This window comes from Paenarthrobacter sp. NPDC092416 (assembly GCF_044755025.1).
Taxonomy (GTDB): domain Bacteria; phylum Actinomycetota; class Actinomycetes; order Actinomycetales; family Micrococcaceae; genus Arthrobacter.
The window spans coordinates 31,238-48,361 of record NZ_JBIVQG010000019.1; the positions used below are offsets into that span (position 1 = coordinate 31,238).

Genomic DNA, 17,124 nt, shown 5'->3' on the forward strand with positions numbered 1-17,124 from the left:
CGCTTAGAGGGCCTGCCGCAGCCAGCTCTCAACGCCGCTGATGTGCACGGTCACGAGTGCCCGCACCAGTTCTGCGTCACCGCGTTCCAACGCGTCGGCGATGGCGCGGTGCTCCGCGAGCGTGTGGGCGACAGCCTTCTCCTGAGTTAGTCCGCGCCAGATCCTTGCCCGGACAGTGCTGCTGGAGAGGGCTTCGAGCAGGCTGCCGAGGTAGTCGTTTCCCGCGGCTTCGGTGATGATCCGGTGGAACTCGAGGTCGTGGGCAACCAGCTCTTCGACGTCCGTGTTCTCGTCGATTCCGTCCATGGTCCCGCGGAGCGCAAGGAGCTCCTCCGTGGTGATCTTGCCGGTGGCCAGATGGGCCGTGGCTGGTTCCAGGATTCGTCGGACCTCAAAGAGCTCAAGAATGGAGCGATCCTGGTGGAGGTCCACCACAAACGCCACAGCTTCGTTGAGCAGCTTGGCGTCGAGGCTGGTCACGTACGTTCCGTCGCCGCGGCGCACATCCAACACCCGGATCAGTTCGAGTGCCTTCACCGCTTCGCGCAGGGAGCTCCGCGAGAGGCCCAGCCTTTCGCTCAGTTCCTTTTCCGGCGGCAAACGGTCGCCGGCTTTGAGTTCGCCTCGGATCAGCATGTCTTTGATCTTGCTGATCGCCTCGTCTGTGACAGCCATGGACCCATAGTAGTCGCCAATGGTCCGATGTCTGCGTTTGCCACGTCCTCACCCAACTGAGTCGCAGATGAGCGCGTTTTGACCGCCCAAAACGCGCTCATCTGCGACTCAGTTGGGCCGTTAACCAACGACGGCGGCACCCGGGTTCCGCTTGTACGGAACCGGGCGCCGCCGTCGGGCACTCTGTTGTTACTTGTCGCCGCCCGGAAGCGGTCGGTTCGCGATCACCGGTGCACTGCCGGTAAAGCCGTCGCGGGTGGCTGCGAGTTCATGGATCTGCTTGCGGCACAGGAACCAGCCGAGCACCATGAGTCCACAAGCCACGGCCGTCACCAGCATGGTCAGCGGGGACTCGATGAACACCATGATCAGGACACCCGCCAGGAAGAGCAGGGAGAGCCAGCCGGTGTACGGGGCTCCGAACATCCGGAATGACGGGCGTTTCAGCCAGCCCTTGTCCGCCCATCGCTTGAGCTGCATCTGGCACAGGACAATCGTGGCCCACGTGACGATGATGCCAACGGAAGCGACGTTCAGGACGATCTCGAAGGCCTCTGAGGGGACAAGGTAATTCAGCGGAACGCCGAGCAGCGAGACGCCTGCCGTGATCGCGATGCCACCGTAAGGGACGCCCGCCTTGTTCATCCGCTGGGCGAACCTGGGAGCGGAACCGGCCACGGACATCGAGCGAAGAATGCGGCCCGTCGAGTAGAGCCCCGCGTTGAGCGAAGACAGCGCTGCGGTGAGCACCACGAGGTTCATAATGATGTCCACGCCCTCGACTCCGATGGATCCAAAGAACGTCACGAAGGGGCTGACGCCCTTCTCGTAGGAGGTGAACGGGAGCAGCAATGCCAGCAGGATGACCGAGCCGACGTAGAAGACGCCGATACGGAACACCACGGAGTTGATGGCCTTGGGCATGATCTTCTCCGGGTTGGGCGTTTCGCCGGCCGCCGTGCCCACGAGTTCGATTGAAGCGTAAGCGAACAGCACACCCTGCATGAGGATGATCATTGGCAGGATGCCGTTCGGGAAGATGCCGCCGTTATCCGAGATGAGGCTGAAACCAACTTCCTGGCCATCAACCGGGGTACCGAAGATCACGAAGTAGGTTCCAACCAGGAGGAAGGCCACCAAGGCGGCCACCTTGATCAGCGCGAACCAGAACTCCATTTCACCGAAGACCTTCACGGAAACCAGGTTGAGGCAAAGGACGACAACCAGAGCAATGAGTGCCCATGCCCACTGCGGAACGGTCGCCATCCACGGAACGTAGTTCCCGAAGAAGTTCATGTAGAGCGCCGCCGCCGTGATATCCACGATGGTGGTGGTAGCCCAGTTGATCCAGTAGAACCAGCCGGAGACGAACGCAGCCTTTTCACCAAAGAATTCTCGGGCGTAGGAGACGAAGGACCCCGACGACGGGCGGTGCAGAACGAGTTCGCCGAGCGCCCGGAGGATCAGGAAAGCGAAGAAACCACAGACGGCGTACGCGATGACCAGGGAAGGGCCAGCCGCGTTGAGTCGGCCACCGGCTCCCAGGAACAGGCCGGTGCCGATCGCACCGCCGATCGCGATCATCTGGATCTGGCGGGGCTTCAAGTCCTTGTGGTAGCCGGAGTCCTCCTTGTGGAGGGCCTTCTCGCTGGCATGCGCTTGGGGCGGGACCGTGTGGTCCGTAATGGGATTGGTCATTGGAATCCTTAGGGGTGTCCTGTTGGGTGTCCTGACCGTGTCCGGCGGGGACCGGGGCACGGGACAGGGCCTCGTGGGGTGTGCCTCATCGGGCGGGACAGCTCAACGAGCTGCTGGGCTTGCTGGCCGGTGTTGGCCTATTTACTCAGGTTCGCCAGACGTTCCGGGCTGAGCAGTTCTTCAAGCTGGGCGGCGGTCAACAGGCCGTGCTCCAGGACGAGTTCTGCAACACCCTTGCCCGTGGCCAGTGCCTCTTGGGCGATGGCTGTGGCGGAGGCGTAACCGATGTGCGGGTTCAATGCCGTGACGAGACCGATCGACTGCTCCACGGTAAGCCGTAGCCGTTCGGTGTTTGCGGTGATGCCCCGGACGCAGCGTGCCGTAAGGGTGCGGCACGCTGCCTCCAGGTGGGAGATGCTCTTGTGCAGGCTGTGCACAATGATCGGTTCGAAGGCGTTCAGCTGAAGCTGTCCCGCCTCCGCGGCCATGGTGACGGTGACATCGTTTCCGATGACTTCGTACGCCACCTGGCTGACCACTTCCGGGATCACCGGGTTGATCTTGCCGGGCATGATCGACGAGCCGGACTGAACTGCCGGCAGGTTGATCTCACCCAGTCCCGCACGCGGTCCGGAGGACAGCAGGCGGAGGTCGTTGCAAATCTTTGAGAGTTTCACGGCAACACGCTTCAGCACGCCGGACAGGTGCACGAAAGCGCCCACATCCTGGGTGGCCTCAATGAGGTCCGCGGACGTGAGAAGGGGAAGCCCCGTGATCTCGCCAAGGTGCCGGCATGCTGCCTCGGCGTAGCCCGCCGGGGCATTCAGCCCGGTGCCGATTGCCGTGGCGCCCAGGTTGATCTCGTGGATCAGCATGTGGGACTCGTCCAGGCGGGCCCGGTCCTCGCCGATCGTCACGGCATATCCGCCGAACTCCTGGCCCAACGTCATGGGTACGGCATCCTGCAGCTGCGTGCGGCCCATCTTCACGACGGTCCTGAACTCACGGCCCTTTTCGGCAAATGCTAACTCGAGCTCTTCCAATGCGAGGAGGAGTTCCTTGACGGAGAAGATCGTGGCGAGGTTCACCGCCGTCGGGTAGACATCGTTGGTGGACTGGCTCAGGTTGACGTGGTCGTTCGGGTGCAGCTTGGAGTAGTCGCCCTTCGGGTGGCCCAGGATTTCCAAGGCCCGGTTGGCGATGACCTCGTTGGCGTTCATGTTGGAGCTGGTACCCGCGCCCCCCTGGATCACGTCCACCATGAACTGCTCCTGGAGCATGCCATCCATGATGTCCTGGCACGCCTGCTCAATCGCTCCCGCGCGCTCTGCATCCAGCAGCCCAAGTTCGTGGTTGGTGCGTGCTGCTGCCTGCTTGACGGCGGCCAAACCCCTTACCAGGTGCTTATTGGTTGAAAGCGGCTGGCCGGTGATGGGAAAGTTCTCGATGGCCCTCAGAGTGTGAACACCCCAGTAGGCAGCCGCAGGTACATCGCGGTCACCCAGGAGGTCGTGCTCGGAGCGGAGGGGGATCGCCTGATCGACGGTGGTCATAGCTGTCCTTAATGCTTGGGGATGTCGGCTTATTGAAGAGCGGCTGGTTGGGGAGCGCCTGGTTGAAGAGCGGCTTGTTGAGGAGCGGCTGGTTGAAGGGCTTCTAGTTGAAGAGTGCCGCGCGGAGCTCGCCGACGCTCTGGCCGCCGCCCAGCACGGGTGGGCTTTTCAGCGGTTCCAGGCTGCCGCCGTCGACCCCCAATTCACGGAGGATCTGGACGGTGACCGGCATGCGGGCGCGATCGCCGCCGTCGGAAATCTTGACGGCGACTCCACGGCCGTCCGGCAGGCCCACCAGCTGCAGGCCTTCAAATCCGTCCTTCGCGAGCAGGCCCGGAACAGCGCGCATCAATGCGGTGACGTCGCGGCCCTCGCCCGCCACCATCTCCGGATAGCGACGCATTGCGTTGGCCACTTTGCCTTCGGCGCTGTCCGCCGCGGCAGATGCCAGCAGTCCATAGGCGCGGGCCATGCCGTGCAGTGAATGCGCGAACAGCGGGGTTCCGCAACCATCTGTGCTGACCGCAGCTGCTTCCTCGCCCGTGAGGTCCGTAATGATGTCCCGGACCAGAACCTGTAGCGGGTGCTCCGGGTGCAAGTACTCCTCCACAGGCCACCCGTTGATGACACAGACGGACGCCATGGAAGCATGTTTGCCCGAGCAGTTCTGGGCCAATTGCGTTGGACCGTTTCCGTCGCGAAGCCACGCCTCGCGCTCGCCGACGCCGTAGGGCAGGTCGGTACTGTTCGCCAGCGCCGCTTCGGTCAGGCCGTGCAGCTTCAGGATTTCCGCCGCGCCGTCACGGTGCATCTGCGCACCCGAGTGACTGGCTGCCGTCAGGGCCAGCAGGTTTTCAGGGAGATCCAGGCCGGCCCGCAGCAGGGCGACAGCCTGCAGTGGCTTCAGCGAAGAGCGCGGGTACATCGGGGCGTCCGGCTCACCAGCCTCAAGAATGGTGCGGCCATGCGCGTCGATGGCGATGAAGGAACCGTAGTGCACGCTTTCCACCAGGCCGTCGCGGGTTTGCTCCACGAGCGGTACGTGTTGCGGATGGCGGGTGAGGGCCGGGTGGGGCTGTGTTTGTGGTTCGGCTTGGGTTGCCGGTGCTTCGGGCATGGTGTCCTTTGCGGAAGTCATTTGCTGAGGATCGTGTCCAGGGCGACGCTGACGGCCTGCAGGTGATCGGCCATCGCCTTGCTGGCGGCTTCCGGGTCACCTGCTTCGATGGCGTTCAGCACGGCGACGTGTTCCTCATCCGAGCGGTGTTGCCGGTCGGCCACGAGGTTGAGGGTCTCTGACTGATGTGCCAAGGCCTCGCGGATGTCGGAGACGACACTGGCGAAGACCCTGTTGCCGCTGGCACGTGCGACGGCGGAGTGGAAGCTGGCGTCGAGGTTCACCCAGGCTTCGGGGTCATTCTCGTTCAGCATTTCCTGGACGATTTCCTTCAAGTGTTCGAGTTCGTCCTCAGTTCGCCGCGCGGCTGCCAGCCCTGCAGCAGGAATCTCAATGTGTGGTCGCGCTTCGTTAAGATCGCGCGCACTGTACTGACCCAAGGTAAGGTCATTGGCGACCTTGTTTGCCACGACGAACGTGCCCTTGCCCGTCTTGGTTACTGTCAGGCCCAGCGTGTTGCAGGACCTGAGTGCTTCCCGGATCACCGAACGGCTGACTCCATACTGGCCTGCGAGCGTTGCCTCGGAGCTCAGTTTGGTGCCGATATCGAACTGGCCGCCCTCGATGGCGCGGCGGAGGGCAGCGAAGACCGCCTCGGCTGCGGAAATGCGCGAGATGGGCATATGCGCTGCGGGTTCATGCTGTCCGGCTGTCCGGCTGTCTGACAGGTTCACGTTTTGAATATGGCACGGGTCACAAGGGTGTGTCAACGCTGAAAGGCTTGCTTCAGGCTTGTTGGCGGCGTGCTTGGGGCTTGCCCGGGCGTTTTGGGCCTCAGTCCGCCCCGATCCCGCAGAATGGATCATGCTCTTCACGAAAAAGACTCTCACCCAAGACGGCTTCACAGGCTTCCGCCCCTTGGACGAGGTGGACATCATGCGTGTCCCGCAAGGCCCGGGCATCTACGCGATTCTCTGCCCCGCCGCCTTCGAACCAGTCTTCCTCAACAAGAGCGCCGCCGGCACTTTCAAGAAGAAGGACCCGTCACTGAAGCTTGCCGCATTGGAGTCTGAATGGGTCCCCGACGCATCCGTCCTATACCTCGGCAAAGCCAGTTCGGGCAGCCAGGGCAACCGTGGACTCCGAAAGCAGATCCAGGAGTTCATGGACTATGGCCGTGGCCGGCCGACCGTAGTGTGGGACGCCCGGTTGATCTGGCAGCTGCGGGACGCGTTGGATCTTCTCATCGCGTGGAAGGAATTCCCTGCTGCTGAGGTGAATGCCGCTGAAGCCACTTATCACGCAGCATTCGTCGCTGCTCACGGTCGGCTGCCGTTCGCGAACCTGGTTCAAGCACGCCCGAAGAAATAGGCGGTAGAGGTACCCAGGCGTTTATGTACGACGGCGGTGGTCGGCTGCCGCCGTCGAGTCTTGCCAGCTTGGGCTGCTTTCGTTCGTGTCGGCTTGCTGCTTTGGACGACGCAATTTTCTGCTGCGCCGCTTTCTGCTGCGCCGCGACCGGCGTCGGAGCATAATGGCGTCCATGACGGCAGGTCAGCGAGGAAAATTTGGCCCGCAGGTCCCCCGGATCACCGTGGAGGTACCTGTCTTGGGTGTTGGCGCCTGTCCCGACGACTACGAAGGTCTCGGACGATTTGTTGATGCTCTTCGCCGACCCCGGGGGCTGCACATGACCCTGCTGCATCTCGGAATCCTGGACGACCTTGTCGGGGACATCGTGGCTTGGACCAAGGGCAACACCGGAGCAGATGAGGCCACGCCCGAAATTGTCAGTTGGTTGCGGGAACTGCTCGTGCTCGAAGGATTCTTAGGAATGTCCAACAGGGTCATCACTCTGGGCAATGGGCGCGTCAGCGGGCTCGAAGTGGACGTGCCCCAAGGTGTGCACGATTACCAAGGCCTTCTGGTCCAAGGACTCCACGTACTCCTGGACCAACTCGGCTTGGACAACATCGACGACTTCATCCTCAGCTCACCAGCCCTTGGCTACAGATCGCCGAGATGGGTGCCGCACATCGCCGTCGGACAACCGAAGACCCGCCACCAGCCACCCATCGAGATTGCACCCATACCTGTTGCATTCGGCGAATCCCGGATCCGGAACGGCGTGCTCCTGCCCATGCCGATGTGAAGGGCATCCGTCGATCACGGTAAATTGGATGTGACTCCCGTTTCCCAGCTGAGGACCTTCATGTCGCCGCGTACCCTGTTCCGGACCGTTGCTTTCGCCGAAGCCGTGACGTGGACGTTGCTGTTGATTGGGTTATTCCTTAAGTACGTCACGCGCACCACCGACGTCGGTGTGAGCATCGCAGGTGGCATCCACGGGTTTGTCTTCCTTTGTTACGCCGCTACGGCCGCTTTCACGTGGATCAACCAGAAGTGGCCTGCTCGGACCGGGCTTCTTGCAGTTGCTTCCGCAGTGATTCCCTACGCCACCATTCCCGTGGAGAAGTCACTCGACCGTCGGGGTCTGCTTGCCGGTGGCTGGCGTCTGGCCGCCGGGGGAGAGAAACCGCGAGGGGCCTTGGAAAAGGTTCAGGCCTGGGTTTTGGGCAATCCGATCCTCGCCGTGGTGGTGACCCTCGTGGCAGTTGGGGCAGTGTTTGGTTTCCTGCTCTTCATGGGGCCTCCCGACACCTGGTTCTCCTAGTACCTGGCCCTTACTCCACGGCTGGCTGCTCGCTGTGTAGCCTGCTGTTCGACTTGGGTGTGTCTTCCTGACCTGCCTTTGGTAGCTGGTGGGTGTGTCTTCGTGACCTTCTTTGGGGTTGGATGGCGCGCTTTTGGGGTGTTTTGGGGGTGGTTTGGGGTCAAACTCAGTCGGGAAGCGACGGCTTCGATATCTGGGCGGCTTCCTTGTTTAGTGGTGTGGTTCTGTGCCGGGGCAGCCCCAGGATTGGGGGTTTTCGTCGCAGGTGTCGGCGACGAAGCGGGTTTCTGTTTTCCAGACGTGGATGGTTTGTGGTGGGGTGCTTAGGTCCAGGGTGCCGTTGATGGGCAGGGGTGGGCCGTTGTTGACGGAGTAGGTGCCGGTGAAGCTGGTGGTGATGGTGGCGGGGTAGTTGCCGGTTTCGGTGTAGATGTGGCTGGAGCGGGTTTCGGTGGTGAGCCATTGGTTTTCGGGGAGGGGGTAGCCGGCCACGGGTGTGGGTCCGAGGCTGGTGCCGTCGCCGTAGGTGTAGGTGAAGGAAGCCGGGGTGGCGGTCAGGTGGACGTTTTGGCCGAGGATGGTGATGTCGAAGGTTTGGTTTGTGGCGGTGGTGTAGAAGTTGGTGGGTCCGCCGCGCAGGGTGTGGGGGAAGGGTTCGGCTTTGAGGGTTCCTGGGTTGACGGGGAGTTGGCGGAAGTCGTTGATGATCCGGGCGGCGATGTTGGCGAGGACGTTCTGGGGTTCGGGGTCGTAGAGGCAGGTGGGGCCGGTGACGGGTGTCCAGTTGGTCCAGCCAGGATTGGTGATGGCCTTCGGTGCCTGCTTCCAGATCACGGGTGTTCCTGTTTGGCCGCCGGCTGTGGTGGGCGGGCATTCGAGGGTGAGGCAGCCTGGGTCAACGGTGTCCGGCCCATCGGCACGGCAATGCGTGTCCGCCATGTACTGATTGGGATCCTCGGCGGTGGATGAATCGCCAGCAAGCTTTGGGGCAAGCAAACCCGTTACTGGGTCGATAGTGAACTCGGCGCGTATTGCGAGCCCTGTCTCGTGCTTTCCTATGCTGACTCGAGCATCATCGTCCGCGTCCGATGCCGTGGCTCCGAAGCTGGTCTGCAGAACTGCCACGACCAACGCAAATAGACCGAATCGAAATGTCCGCATGGTTAGCTGACAATCATTCCATTGTCAGTTGCGTACCAACTGCCGCCCTTAAACTCTGAAATGACAGCTTCGGCAAAATTGGATGCGGGCGAAGGCTCCTGACCCGTAGTCCCGTCCGCGTCGAAGTACTGTATTTCCGCTTGGATGACTTGGACTTTGGTTGACTGCGAGACGGCACCCTCGCTCCATTGGACTTCGATAACTGGCGTAGTTATCTTTCCACCCATGACCCAGCGACCGTTGACGTGGTTGAGTTCGATGGCCCTCTTGTATGCCAGGGCGGATGCGGTCGAAGTATCAGTCGCTTGTGACCAGGGTCCCAAGTCGCCGGTTTCTGTTGCATACGAATACGTGGCGTACCAGTACCGAATAAACGCCTCCAGCCCCTCTTTCGTGTTCTCCTTTGCCAACTCCGGCATCACGGGAACAGGCACATTCTGTGCCTTGCCGTTTGCATCCGCGGGCTTGTACGCGGCGGACGGAGTGGGAGTGGGTGCGGCGGAGGCCGTCGCGCTTGAGGCGGGGAACGCCGTCGTCGAACCTGTTTCGGTGGGTGAGTTGCTGGGCGCGGTGCCACCCTGGCAGCCGCTGAGCAACAGGGCTCCCGCGACAGCGAAGGCCGCAGCCCTGGCGAGGACGGACGACGAAAAGGTCAACGAATAGCGTGGCATGACAGACTCCCCAGCGGCTGTTTGATGGTGTGCCGGTCAGTCTAGGTCGGACGCGTCGAAGAGCCCTCATCAGCAACTGGCGCCTGTGGATAACCTGGAGGACCCGCCAACGAAAAGGCGAGCAATTCTGCTGGAGGCTGCACGCAGAGAATCCGCACCATCTCAGGACCAAGAGCCGTGGTCCGCCGAACGATCCAGCAAAAGCGCACGCCAAACAACTACCCGCGCAGCTTCTCCATGTCGCGGCGGTCCTTCTTGGTGGGGCGGCCGGTGCCGCGGTCGCGCTGGGGCAGGCCGAGCTTGGGCGCTACTGGCCGTGGGGGAGTGTGGTCCGTGAAGCAGTGGGACGCAGCCTCCGCTCCGACGCGCTTCGCGATCAGGCGCCGCACCTCAAAGATCCGCTCCCACCCGGATTCGCGCACACGGATGGTGTCGCCAATGATGACCGTTTGCGAGGCCTTGACCGGGTTGCCATTGATGCGGATGTGTCCCGCACGGCAGGCAGCGGTGGCCGCCGAACGGGTTTTGTAGGCGCGGATTGCCCACAGCCAAGCGTCGATACGGACGGTTGCCGGGGAGGAAGTCGGGCTACTCATGATTGACACGAGTCTAGTCGCGGCCCTCGTGCCAAGCGTGGCAAAGTGCGAGAACGCTGGAATGCTGCGAGAACGCGGGACAGGTCCGGGCGATCACGCAGTCTTCCAGCGTTCTCGGCATGCCGCCCCACACCGCCCCACAGCAAACCGCCTACCGCACCGTCACCTGCACCTTCTGCGCCATGTTGTTCCCGATGCCCTGGTAGTTCCACACCTGCTCACTTGGCTGCAGCGCGCCCGATGAATCCATCGCCCGGCATCTCAGCTCATACTCACCCTGGCTCGCGACCCACACCATCGACCACGAGCGCCACGCGAAGTCCCCAACCGGAGGATCCAGGTGCGCGGGCGACCAATCACCGTTGATTCCTACCTCCACGCGCTCCACCTCGCCGTGCCCGGACCAGGCCCTGCCGCGCAGCATGACGGGTCCCGATTCCACGATGCGGTTGCGGGTGAAGAAGTCAGGAATACCGGGCGGCACCATGAGCGACCTCACGCGAATGTGCGTCACCGGCAAGCCTGGCCCGTCGGCTCCTTGCAGATAGTGGTAGGCCACGGCCTGCTGGAAACCTTCAAACCGGTTGGTCACGGCCTCGATCGACGTCAGCCATTTCACGCTCGCCATGCCGTACCAGCCCGGCACCAGCAGCCTTAGCGGGAACCCATGTTGCGGGGGCAGCGGATTGCCGTTCATGGCGTACACCAGCATGACCTCCGGGTGCATGGCCTCGGCAACGCTCAGGCTGCGGGCATACGGCTCTTCGGCCCCGTTCTGGATGCCGCTGTCGGCACCGGTAAAGACGAGTTCGACGGCGTCGCTCGCCAAGCCTGCCTCCTCCAGTAATGGTGCCAAGGGCGTTCCGGTCCATTCGGCCGTGCCCACGGCACCGAGGACCCACGGCTGGCTCATTGGCCGGGGCTGCAGGAGCGAACGGCCATTGCCGGCGCATTCGAGGGTCACGGGCATGGTGACGGACGGCCTGGCTTTGATGTCATCCAGGCTCAGTTCGATGCTCCGGTCGACCGCTCCGCCCAGCCGCAAGCGCCATGTGTCAGCAGAGATGTGTGGAATGTCGAAGTGAATCAGCAGGTAGTGCAGGCCGGCGGGGGTGATGTCGTCGTGCAAGGCCTCGAGGGGCATTGAATGGTTGCGGCCTGCGAGTTGCAGCTCTTCGTGGGTCACCAGCCCTTCGCTGGGCTGTCCGGGAATCCCGGTCTTCTCCGGGGCGTGCTTTACATTGTGTTTGGACATGGTGGCGGCGTTCTACTGGACCTGGACGCTGCGTGCGTGCCGCAGCACTTAGGACAAGGATCACGCCACGGCCGGACGCCGTCAAGAGACTTTTGTGGGGCCCGCTCTGCGCGTCAAACGAGGCGCCGGGGACGCAGAGGAGGCCTCACAACCAGGGCCGGCTACCGGCGTCGTAATTCCGGGTATTCCAGATGCGGGGCGACCGTGCCGGCGTCGCGCTCAAGGAAGTTGACCGCCGGGGCAACGATGTCGTCAATTTCGTCCAGGACGGCCTCGCTGAGCACCACGTCTGCGGCTTTCAAATAGTCAGTCAGGTGGTCCTCGGTGCGCGGCCCGATGATCACGCTGGTCACCGCAGGATGGTTCAAAGCGAAGCCAACGGCAAGCTGAATAAGGGTCAACCCGTGCCGGGCGGCCACCTGCGCCAAAGCATCGGCCGCGTGCAGCTTGCCCTGGTTGAACGGTGCGCTGACGTCAAAGCGGCCCGGAACAGCAGCCGAACGTGAACTTTCCGGTTGACCGTTGCCCACGCGATAGCCGCCCGCCAGCCACCCGCCGTCGAGCGGTCCATAACTCAAAACGCCGACGCCGTATTGCTGGGTGATGGGGAAGACGTCGCGTTCGTTGGCGCGCACCAGCAGCGAATACGGAACCTGGTCCACCACGGGCGGTGTCAGGTGGTTGGTGTTCGCGATCCACTGGGCCTCGACCAGTTGCGCCGGGCTGAACACCGAGGTGCCGTAGTAGAGGATCTTGCCCTGGCGGATGAGGTCGTTCAACGCCGTGATGGTCTCAAGGAGGTCAGTGTTGTAGTCGGGCCGATGCGCCTGGTAAAGGTCGATCCTGTCCGTGTTGAGCCTGCGCAGGCTCTCCTCGACCGCGCGGACAATCCACCGGCGGGAGTTTCCTGCATGGGCCGGGTTGGCACCCATTTGGCCGTGAAACTTGGTGGCGAGGAAGACGTCGTCGCGCCGGCTGTGGATGGCTTGGCCCACCACTGTTTCCGCTTCGCCCTGGGAGTAGATGTCCGCCGTGTCCACTGCGGTGATGCCGGCGTCGAGGGCTGCCTTGATGATGCGGATGCTCTCGGCGGGGCCGGTTGGCGCGGTGCCCGTTCCGAAGTTCAAGGTGCCCAGGGTGAGGGGGCTGATCAGGGCGCCAGTGCGTCCAAGCGTTCGTAGCTCGTTGAGGCTCATGTCGGCTTCCTGTGGTGGGTCAAAGCTGGTGGGCTCAAGGTCATGGATGGGATGTCCAATCGAGGCTACACACGGCTGCCGAAGGCCGAAACGCAAACGGTAGAACTTCTTCGTTTTTCGTCTTACTGGGTAATGCTGGAGCGACCAGGGGGCCTTAGTTCGCGACATTTCTTGACATGCGGCAACACAAATGACTTCCGAATCAACAAATATTGCCGTCCGTCAAAGCGCGTGAATTATGGGAAAGGAAACCAGCAAACGCTCGAAGGGGACACTGACATGACACAAACCACGGTGGAAGAAACGGCAGCCATTAAGGCAGCATTTGCCCAGTTCCCGTCCGGAGTGGCCGCATTCAGTGCCATGGTGGATTTCACTCCGGAAGCACTGGTGGCCTCGTCCTTCACGGTGGGTGTTTCACTGGAGCCGCCGCTGGTGATGTTCGCAGTGCAGAACTCCTCCACAACCTGGCCCAAACTGCGCCAGGCGCGTCGTTTGGGAGTATCGGTCCTCGCTGAAGGCCAGGAGGCGGCCTGCCTTCAGTTGTCGTCCAAGACCCGGGACCGCTTTGCCGGGCTGGATACCAGCGTGAGCGACTCTGGGGCCGTGCTGATTGAGGGTGCCGTGCTGGGCTTCGAATGCGAAGTTGTTTCCGAGACGCCCGCCGGCGACCACGCGATCGTGGTGCTGGAGGTCAAGTCGACCACTATCAACCACGATTCCAAGCCGCTCATCTATCACGGCGCGGCCTTCCGGCAACTCGCGGCTTAGCCGTTCGTGACGGCCGGGCACCGCACAGTGCAGGGTCCAGCTCGCGGACGGCCGGCGGGTTAGGACTTGCGGCTGGCGCCGCTCAGTGAGCCGTCGCGGGCAGGGTTCGGGGATTTTCCATTCTTGGAGGACTCCGAACCTTGTTTCGTTGAGGGGCCGCTTTTCGGGGTAGGGCTTTTGGGTCCGGAACCCGGGTTCTTGGGGCCGGAGCCTGGCTTCGGTCCGGATCCCGGTTTTGGTCCGGCCGACGGCGGCTTCGGACCACTTCCTGGCGTGGGCCCCGATGCAGGCTCTGGCTCAACGTCGCGAACTGTCACCTTGATGGCCGGCAAGGCCTCGGCCTTTGCCCTGGCGGCTGCCCGGGCGTCAGCTTCTGCCACCGCCTCAGCCCAGTCCTTCGCGAGGACCGGTGGTTCCTTGGTGGCCGCGACCAGCAGCGGGTGATGAGTGGTCTGGGTTTCCACCACGGCCTTGGACGTGTTCGCCGCCCAGGTCTTTACCTGTGCCGGCTTGGGCAAGTTCCGCGGATCCACAGCGGACTTCCATGAAACGGACCGAAGGCGTGCCGACATTGCCGAGATCCGGCGTCGTACGCCACCCAGCACGTCCCGTTGAGGTGAGGACGGCGGGCTGGCAGCGGGCGCGACAATAGCCGGCTCCACCGAAGCAGCTACCACCGGTGCGACAACGGCCGGTGCTTCGACAGTCGGCGCCGAAAGAGCCGCAGCAGCCACCGATTCAGGGGTCGCCGACCCGGGAGCGGGCACCACAGTGGACGTTTGAGTATCAAAGGAGAAGTCGCCCAGCGGGGATTCGGCAGACGCAGCAGAACCCGCGACGCCGGCACTCGCCGGCACGGGGATGCGCGCCGGATGCGGGGGCAAATGGACGATGGGAACGGTGTCCTTCTTGGGGAAAATCCCCACCATCGCAAGGAGAATGATCGACACCAGTCGCCCGACTCCGGCCACCACCAGAGTGATGATGATGATCAACCCGAGACCCAGGAACATGAGGACCGCCAGCCCCAGCGTTCCCAAATACGTCAGGTTGATGGCGAGTGTTGTCGGATCCTCCACGTAGCCTCCCCTGGCCGTCGTTTTGCGATGCGCGCATTGCCCACCCAGCTTGCTTATCTAGCCTACGGTCCAGCACCGACGGAATCACGCCTCACCTGCCACTCTGGGAGGGTTGTTTCGAAGCTGTTATCTGGCATGGGAAGATTTGTTGCCCAGCTCTCATCCGCAGCCTCAGATTGGGACCCCATGACCGCTGATCTCACCCGACTCCGCAATGGCAACTGCCCCTGTCTCTCCGGCGAGCAGTACGACGATTGCTGCGGTCGCTTCCACCGTGGTAATGCCGACGCGCCCACCGCCGAGCAGCTGATGCGCTCCCGGTACTCGGCTTTTGTCGTCCTCGATCCGGACTATCTCCTGCGCACGTGGCGCGCCACCACCCGCCCAGACGCCATGGACCTGGATCCGGACATCGAATGGCGCCGCCTGGACATTCTCTCCACGACCAAGGGCGGTCCCTTGGACACGACGGGCACGGTTGAGTTCGCAGCGCACTACAGGCTCGACGGCGAACGTGGCATCCAGCGCGAACTCAGCCGTTTTGTTCGGGAGGACAAGCGCTGGTACTACGTTGACGGGGATGTCCGTTAGCGTTCCTGCCCAGTTACCTCCATCGCAGCGGCCTGGTCGGCGCGCGTTTCCCTGGAGCGGCGCGGCTGCGAGGTGCTGCCCGTCGAGGCAAGTGGGAAGGAACGCGCCGGAGCTTCCGGCAAATGCGCCAAGCTACCGATAATTCCGGTGCAGGTTCTCCCTGATTGACGGTCCGGGGGTGGCATCCGCGATCCACGGCCCGGTTCCCTCGGACTGATCCAGGACTCCGGCCTCAAGCCAGGCGTAGTCGCCGGCGAGGACCTTGCGCGACAGGTCATGGTCGGCGTCGTCGGTGTTGCGCCAGAGCTGATCGAAGTATTCGTCCACCCGGACGCGTGCCTGCTCGCAGAACGCCTCGGCCAGTTCGTACGCCGCCGCGCCCTGCTCGGGCTGTGTGCGGAGCAGCATCTCAGCCCTCGAGCAGCACGCCGCCATGGCGAACAGTTCAGCCCCGATGTCCACAATCCTGCCCAGGAACGCCTGCTTGTATTCCAGCTTCGCCTGCCACCTGCCCATGCCGTAGAAGGTCTGCCGGGCGAGACGCCGAGACGACCTTTCCACAAACCGCAATTGCTTGCCGAGGCGCCCGAACTCCGCGTACGAACGGGGGTCCATTCCGGCGCCCGCCACGAGCTTGGGCAGCCAGCGCGCATAGAAACCAGAAGCGCCGACGGCGGCCCTCGCCTTGTCCTGCAAGCTAGCGTCCGCTGAGGCCAGGTCTCCGGCCGCAGCCAGGTGCGCATCCACGGCTTCGCGGGCGATCAGGAGCTTCATGATTTCGCTGGAACCCTCGAAGATGCGGTTGATCCGGAGATCGCGAAGCAACTGTTCGGCCGGTACAGCGCGCTCCCCCCTGGCCTCCAGGGAGTCGGCGGTCTCGAAGCCACGGCCACCACGGATCTGGACCAGCTCGTCGGCGATCCGGCAACTCAGTTCCGTCGACCAAAGTTTGGCGAGGGCGGCCTCGATGCGAACATCTTTCTGGCCGGCGTCGGCCATTTCCGCGGACAGTTCGAATACTGCCTCCAGGGCGAACGACGTAGCGGCAATAAAGGCGATCTTCTTGCCGACGGCCTCGTGTTTGCCCACAGGGCGGCCCCATTGGGTCCGCGCGTTGGACCATTCCCGCGCAATTTTCAGGCTCCACTTCCCGGCGGCCACGCAGAGACCTGGAATGGAGAGTCGCCCGGTATTCAGCGTGGTCAGTGCGATTTTGAGGCCTTGGCCTTCGCGGCCCAGCCGGTTGGCAGCGGGGACGCGAACCTGGTGGAAACGCGTGACCCCGTTTTCAATGCCGCGCAACCCCATGAACGCGTTGCGGTGCTCAACAGTGATGCCGGGGGAGTTCATTTCCACGACAAACGCCGAGATACCACCCTTATGAGTGGTGCCGTCGGGATCCGTGTGGGCCGGGACCCTGGCCATGACCACCACGAGTTCGGCGATCACGCCGTTGGTGGTCCAAAGTTTCACGCCGTCCAAAACGTAAGAACCGCCGTCGTCGGACAGTACGGCAGTGGCGCCCATCCGCGCAGGGTCGCTGCCGACGTCGGGCTCTGTCAGGAGGAACGCCGTAATGGCGCCGGCGGCGCAGCGGGGAAGGTATTCCTGCTTCTGCCCAGGCGTGCCGAAGACTTTGACGGGCTCGGGGACGCCGATGGATTGGTGCGCTGAAATCAGGGCGCCAAGGCTTGGGTGGACCGAGCCGAGGAGGGCGAGTGCGCGGCCGTAATAGACCAAAGACAAGCCCAGGCCGCCGTATTCGCGTGGGATTTTCATGCCGAAGACGCCGAGATCGGCGAGCCCGGCAATGTACTCGTCCGGAACCTTGGCTTCACGTTCGATGACGCGTCCGGACATGGTCTTGGCGTACGCCAGCAGCTTGGCCATAAACTCTTCGCCGCGCTCAACGTCGTCCGCTTTGGCTTGTGGCCAGGGGTGGATCAGGCTGAGATCGAAGCTGCCCAGGTACAGCCCCTTGGCGAAGCTGGGGCGGTTCCATTCGGTTTCGCGGGCGGCCTCGGCGACGGCGCGGGCTTCTTCTGCTGTGGCATCGACGGTGGTGCTGTCAGTGGCAGACGTCATGG

The 17,124-nt window shown here is 63.0% G+C and carries 18 protein-coding genes; 6 read left to right on the top strand and 12 right to left on the bottom strand.

Annotated elements, in window-relative coordinates:
• Positions 1-3 precede the first annotated feature (3 nt).
• The 5 genes from ACIQC5_RS22405 to ACIQC5_RS22425 all read right to left on the bottom strand — a co-directional run bounded on the left by ACIQC5_RS22405 (position 4) and on the right by ACIQC5_RS22425 (position 5,777).
• Positions 4-675, bottom strand: coding sequence for a FadR/GntR family transcriptional regulator (locus tag ACIQC5_RS22405; RefSeq protein ID WP_400287300.1), 672 nt, complete (start codon positions 673-675; stop codon positions 4-6).
• Between the two features lie 189 nt (positions 676-864).
• Positions 865-2,373, bottom strand: coding sequence for an amino acid permease (locus ACIQC5_RS22410; protein ID WP_400287301.1), 1,509 nt, complete (start codon positions 2,371-2,373; stop codon positions 865-867).
• 137 nt (positions 2,374-2,510) lie between these two features.
• Complete coding sequence (locus tag ACIQC5_RS22415; RefSeq protein WP_400287302.1) at positions 2,511-3,926, bottom strand: aspartate ammonia-lyase; 1,416 nt, start codon at positions 3,924-3,926, stop codon at positions 2,511-2,513.
• Positions 3,927-4,029: 103 nt separating this feature from the next.
• Positions 4,030-5,064: an asparaginase gene (locus ACIQC5_RS22420; protein ID WP_400287303.1), complete on the bottom strand. Its 1,035-nt coding sequence runs from the start codon at positions 5,062-5,064 to the stop codon at positions 4,030-4,032.
• Positions 5,061-5,777 carry a FadR/GntR family transcriptional regulator gene (locus ACIQC5_RS22425; protein ID WP_400287304.1) on the bottom strand — a complete coding sequence of 239 codons (717 nt, stop codon included), beginning with the start codon at positions 5,775-5,777 and terminating at the stop codon, positions 5,061-5,063. Before ACIQC5_RS22425 ends, ACIQC5_RS22420 begins: the two co-directional genes overlap by 4 nt.
• A 130-nt stretch (positions 5,778-5,907) precedes the next feature.
• On the opposite strand from ACIQC5_RS22425, the gene ACIQC5_RS22430 reads away from it, so the two are divergent.
• From ACIQC5_RS22430 to ACIQC5_RS22440, 3 genes are all read left to right on the top strand, one after another.
• Positions 5,908-6,414, top strand: coding sequence for a hypothetical protein (locus ACIQC5_RS22430; protein WP_400287305.1), 507 nt, complete (start codon positions 5,908-5,910; stop codon positions 6,412-6,414).
• A 172-nt stretch (positions 6,415-6,586) separates the two neighbouring features.
• On the top strand, positions 6,587-7,195 hold the full coding sequence (locus ACIQC5_RS22435; protein ID WP_400287306.1) for a hypothetical protein: 609 nt from the start codon (positions 6,587-6,589) through the stop codon (positions 7,193-7,195).
• A 60-nt stretch (positions 7,196-7,255) separates the two neighbouring features.
• Entirely contained in the window at positions 7,256-7,717 is a 462-nt protein-coding gene (locus ACIQC5_RS22440) for a DUF3817 domain-containing protein (protein ID WP_400287307.1), read from the top strand.
• Between the two features lie 210 nt (positions 7,718-7,927).
• Here the strand turns inward: ACIQC5_RS22440 and ACIQC5_RS22445 are convergent, their stop codons facing one another.
• Complete coding sequence (locus ACIQC5_RS22445; RefSeq protein WP_400287308.1) at positions 7,928-8,842, bottom strand: hypothetical protein; 915 nt, start codon at positions 8,840-8,842, stop codon at positions 7,928-7,930.
• A gap of 38 nt (positions 8,843-8,880) precedes the next feature.
• A complete protein-coding gene (locus ACIQC5_RS22450; protein WP_400287309.1) occupies positions 8,881-9,312 on the bottom strand; it encodes a DUF6318 family protein in 432 nt (143 codons plus the stop codon).
• Positions 9,313-9,322: 10 nt separating this feature from the next.
• On the opposite strand from ACIQC5_RS22450, the gene ACIQC5_RS22455 reads away from it, so the two are divergent.
• Positions 9,323-9,541 (top strand): hypothetical protein, encoded by a 219-nt coding sequence (locus ACIQC5_RS22455; protein ID WP_400287310.1) that lies wholly within the window; start codon positions 9,323-9,325, stop codon positions 9,539-9,541.
• Positions 9,542-9,767: 226 nt separating this feature from the next.
• Here the strand turns inward: ACIQC5_RS22455 and ACIQC5_RS22460 are convergent, their stop codons facing one another.
• From ACIQC5_RS22460 to ACIQC5_RS22470, 3 genes are all read right to left on the bottom strand, one after another.
• On the bottom strand, positions 9,768-10,145 hold the full coding sequence (locus tag ACIQC5_RS22460; protein WP_400287311.1) for an RNA-binding S4 domain-containing protein: 378 nt from the start codon (positions 10,143-10,145) through the stop codon (positions 9,768-9,770).
• A gap of 151 nt (positions 10,146-10,296) precedes the next feature.
• Positions 10,297-11,400, bottom strand: a complete 1,104-nt coding sequence (locus ACIQC5_RS22465; protein ID WP_400287312.1) for a sulfite oxidase — start codon at positions 11,398-11,400, stop codon at positions 10,297-10,299.
• A gap of 161 nt (positions 11,401-11,561) precedes the next feature.
• Entirely contained in the window at positions 11,562-12,596 is a 1,035-nt protein-coding gene (locus tag ACIQC5_RS22470) for an aldo/keto reductase (protein WP_400287313.1), read from the bottom strand.
• A 279-nt stretch (positions 12,597-12,875) separates the two neighbouring features.
• Here ACIQC5_RS22470 and ACIQC5_RS22475 point away from each other — a divergent pair, with 279 nt between their 5' ends.
• On the top strand, positions 12,876-13,367 hold the full coding sequence (locus ACIQC5_RS22475) for a flavin reductase family protein (protein WP_400287314.1): 492 nt from the start codon (positions 12,876-12,878) through the stop codon (positions 13,365-13,367).
• Between the two features lie 59 nt (positions 13,368-13,426).
• Here ACIQC5_RS22475 and ACIQC5_RS22480 read toward each other — a convergent pair whose 3' ends face one another.
• A complete protein-coding gene (locus ACIQC5_RS22480) occupies positions 13,427-14,446 on the bottom strand; it encodes a hypothetical protein (protein WP_400287315.1) in 1,020 nt (339 codons plus the stop codon).
• Positions 14,447-14,632: 186 nt separating this feature from the next.
• Here ACIQC5_RS22480 and ACIQC5_RS22485 point away from each other — a divergent pair, with 186 nt between their 5' ends.
• Positions 14,633-15,037 (top strand): YchJ family protein, encoded by a 405-nt coding sequence (locus tag ACIQC5_RS22485; protein ID WP_400287316.1) that lies wholly within the window; start codon positions 14,633-14,635, stop codon positions 15,035-15,037.
• Positions 15,038-15,169: 132 nt separating this feature from the next.
• On the opposite strand, the gene ACIQC5_RS22490 is transcribed toward ACIQC5_RS22485, so the two are convergent.
• Positions 15,170-17,122 (bottom strand): acyl-CoA dehydrogenase family protein, encoded by a 1,953-nt coding sequence (locus tag ACIQC5_RS22490; protein WP_400287317.1) that lies wholly within the window; start codon positions 17,120-17,122, stop codon positions 15,170-15,172.
• Between the last annotated feature and the right edge of the window lie 2 nt (positions 17,123-17,124).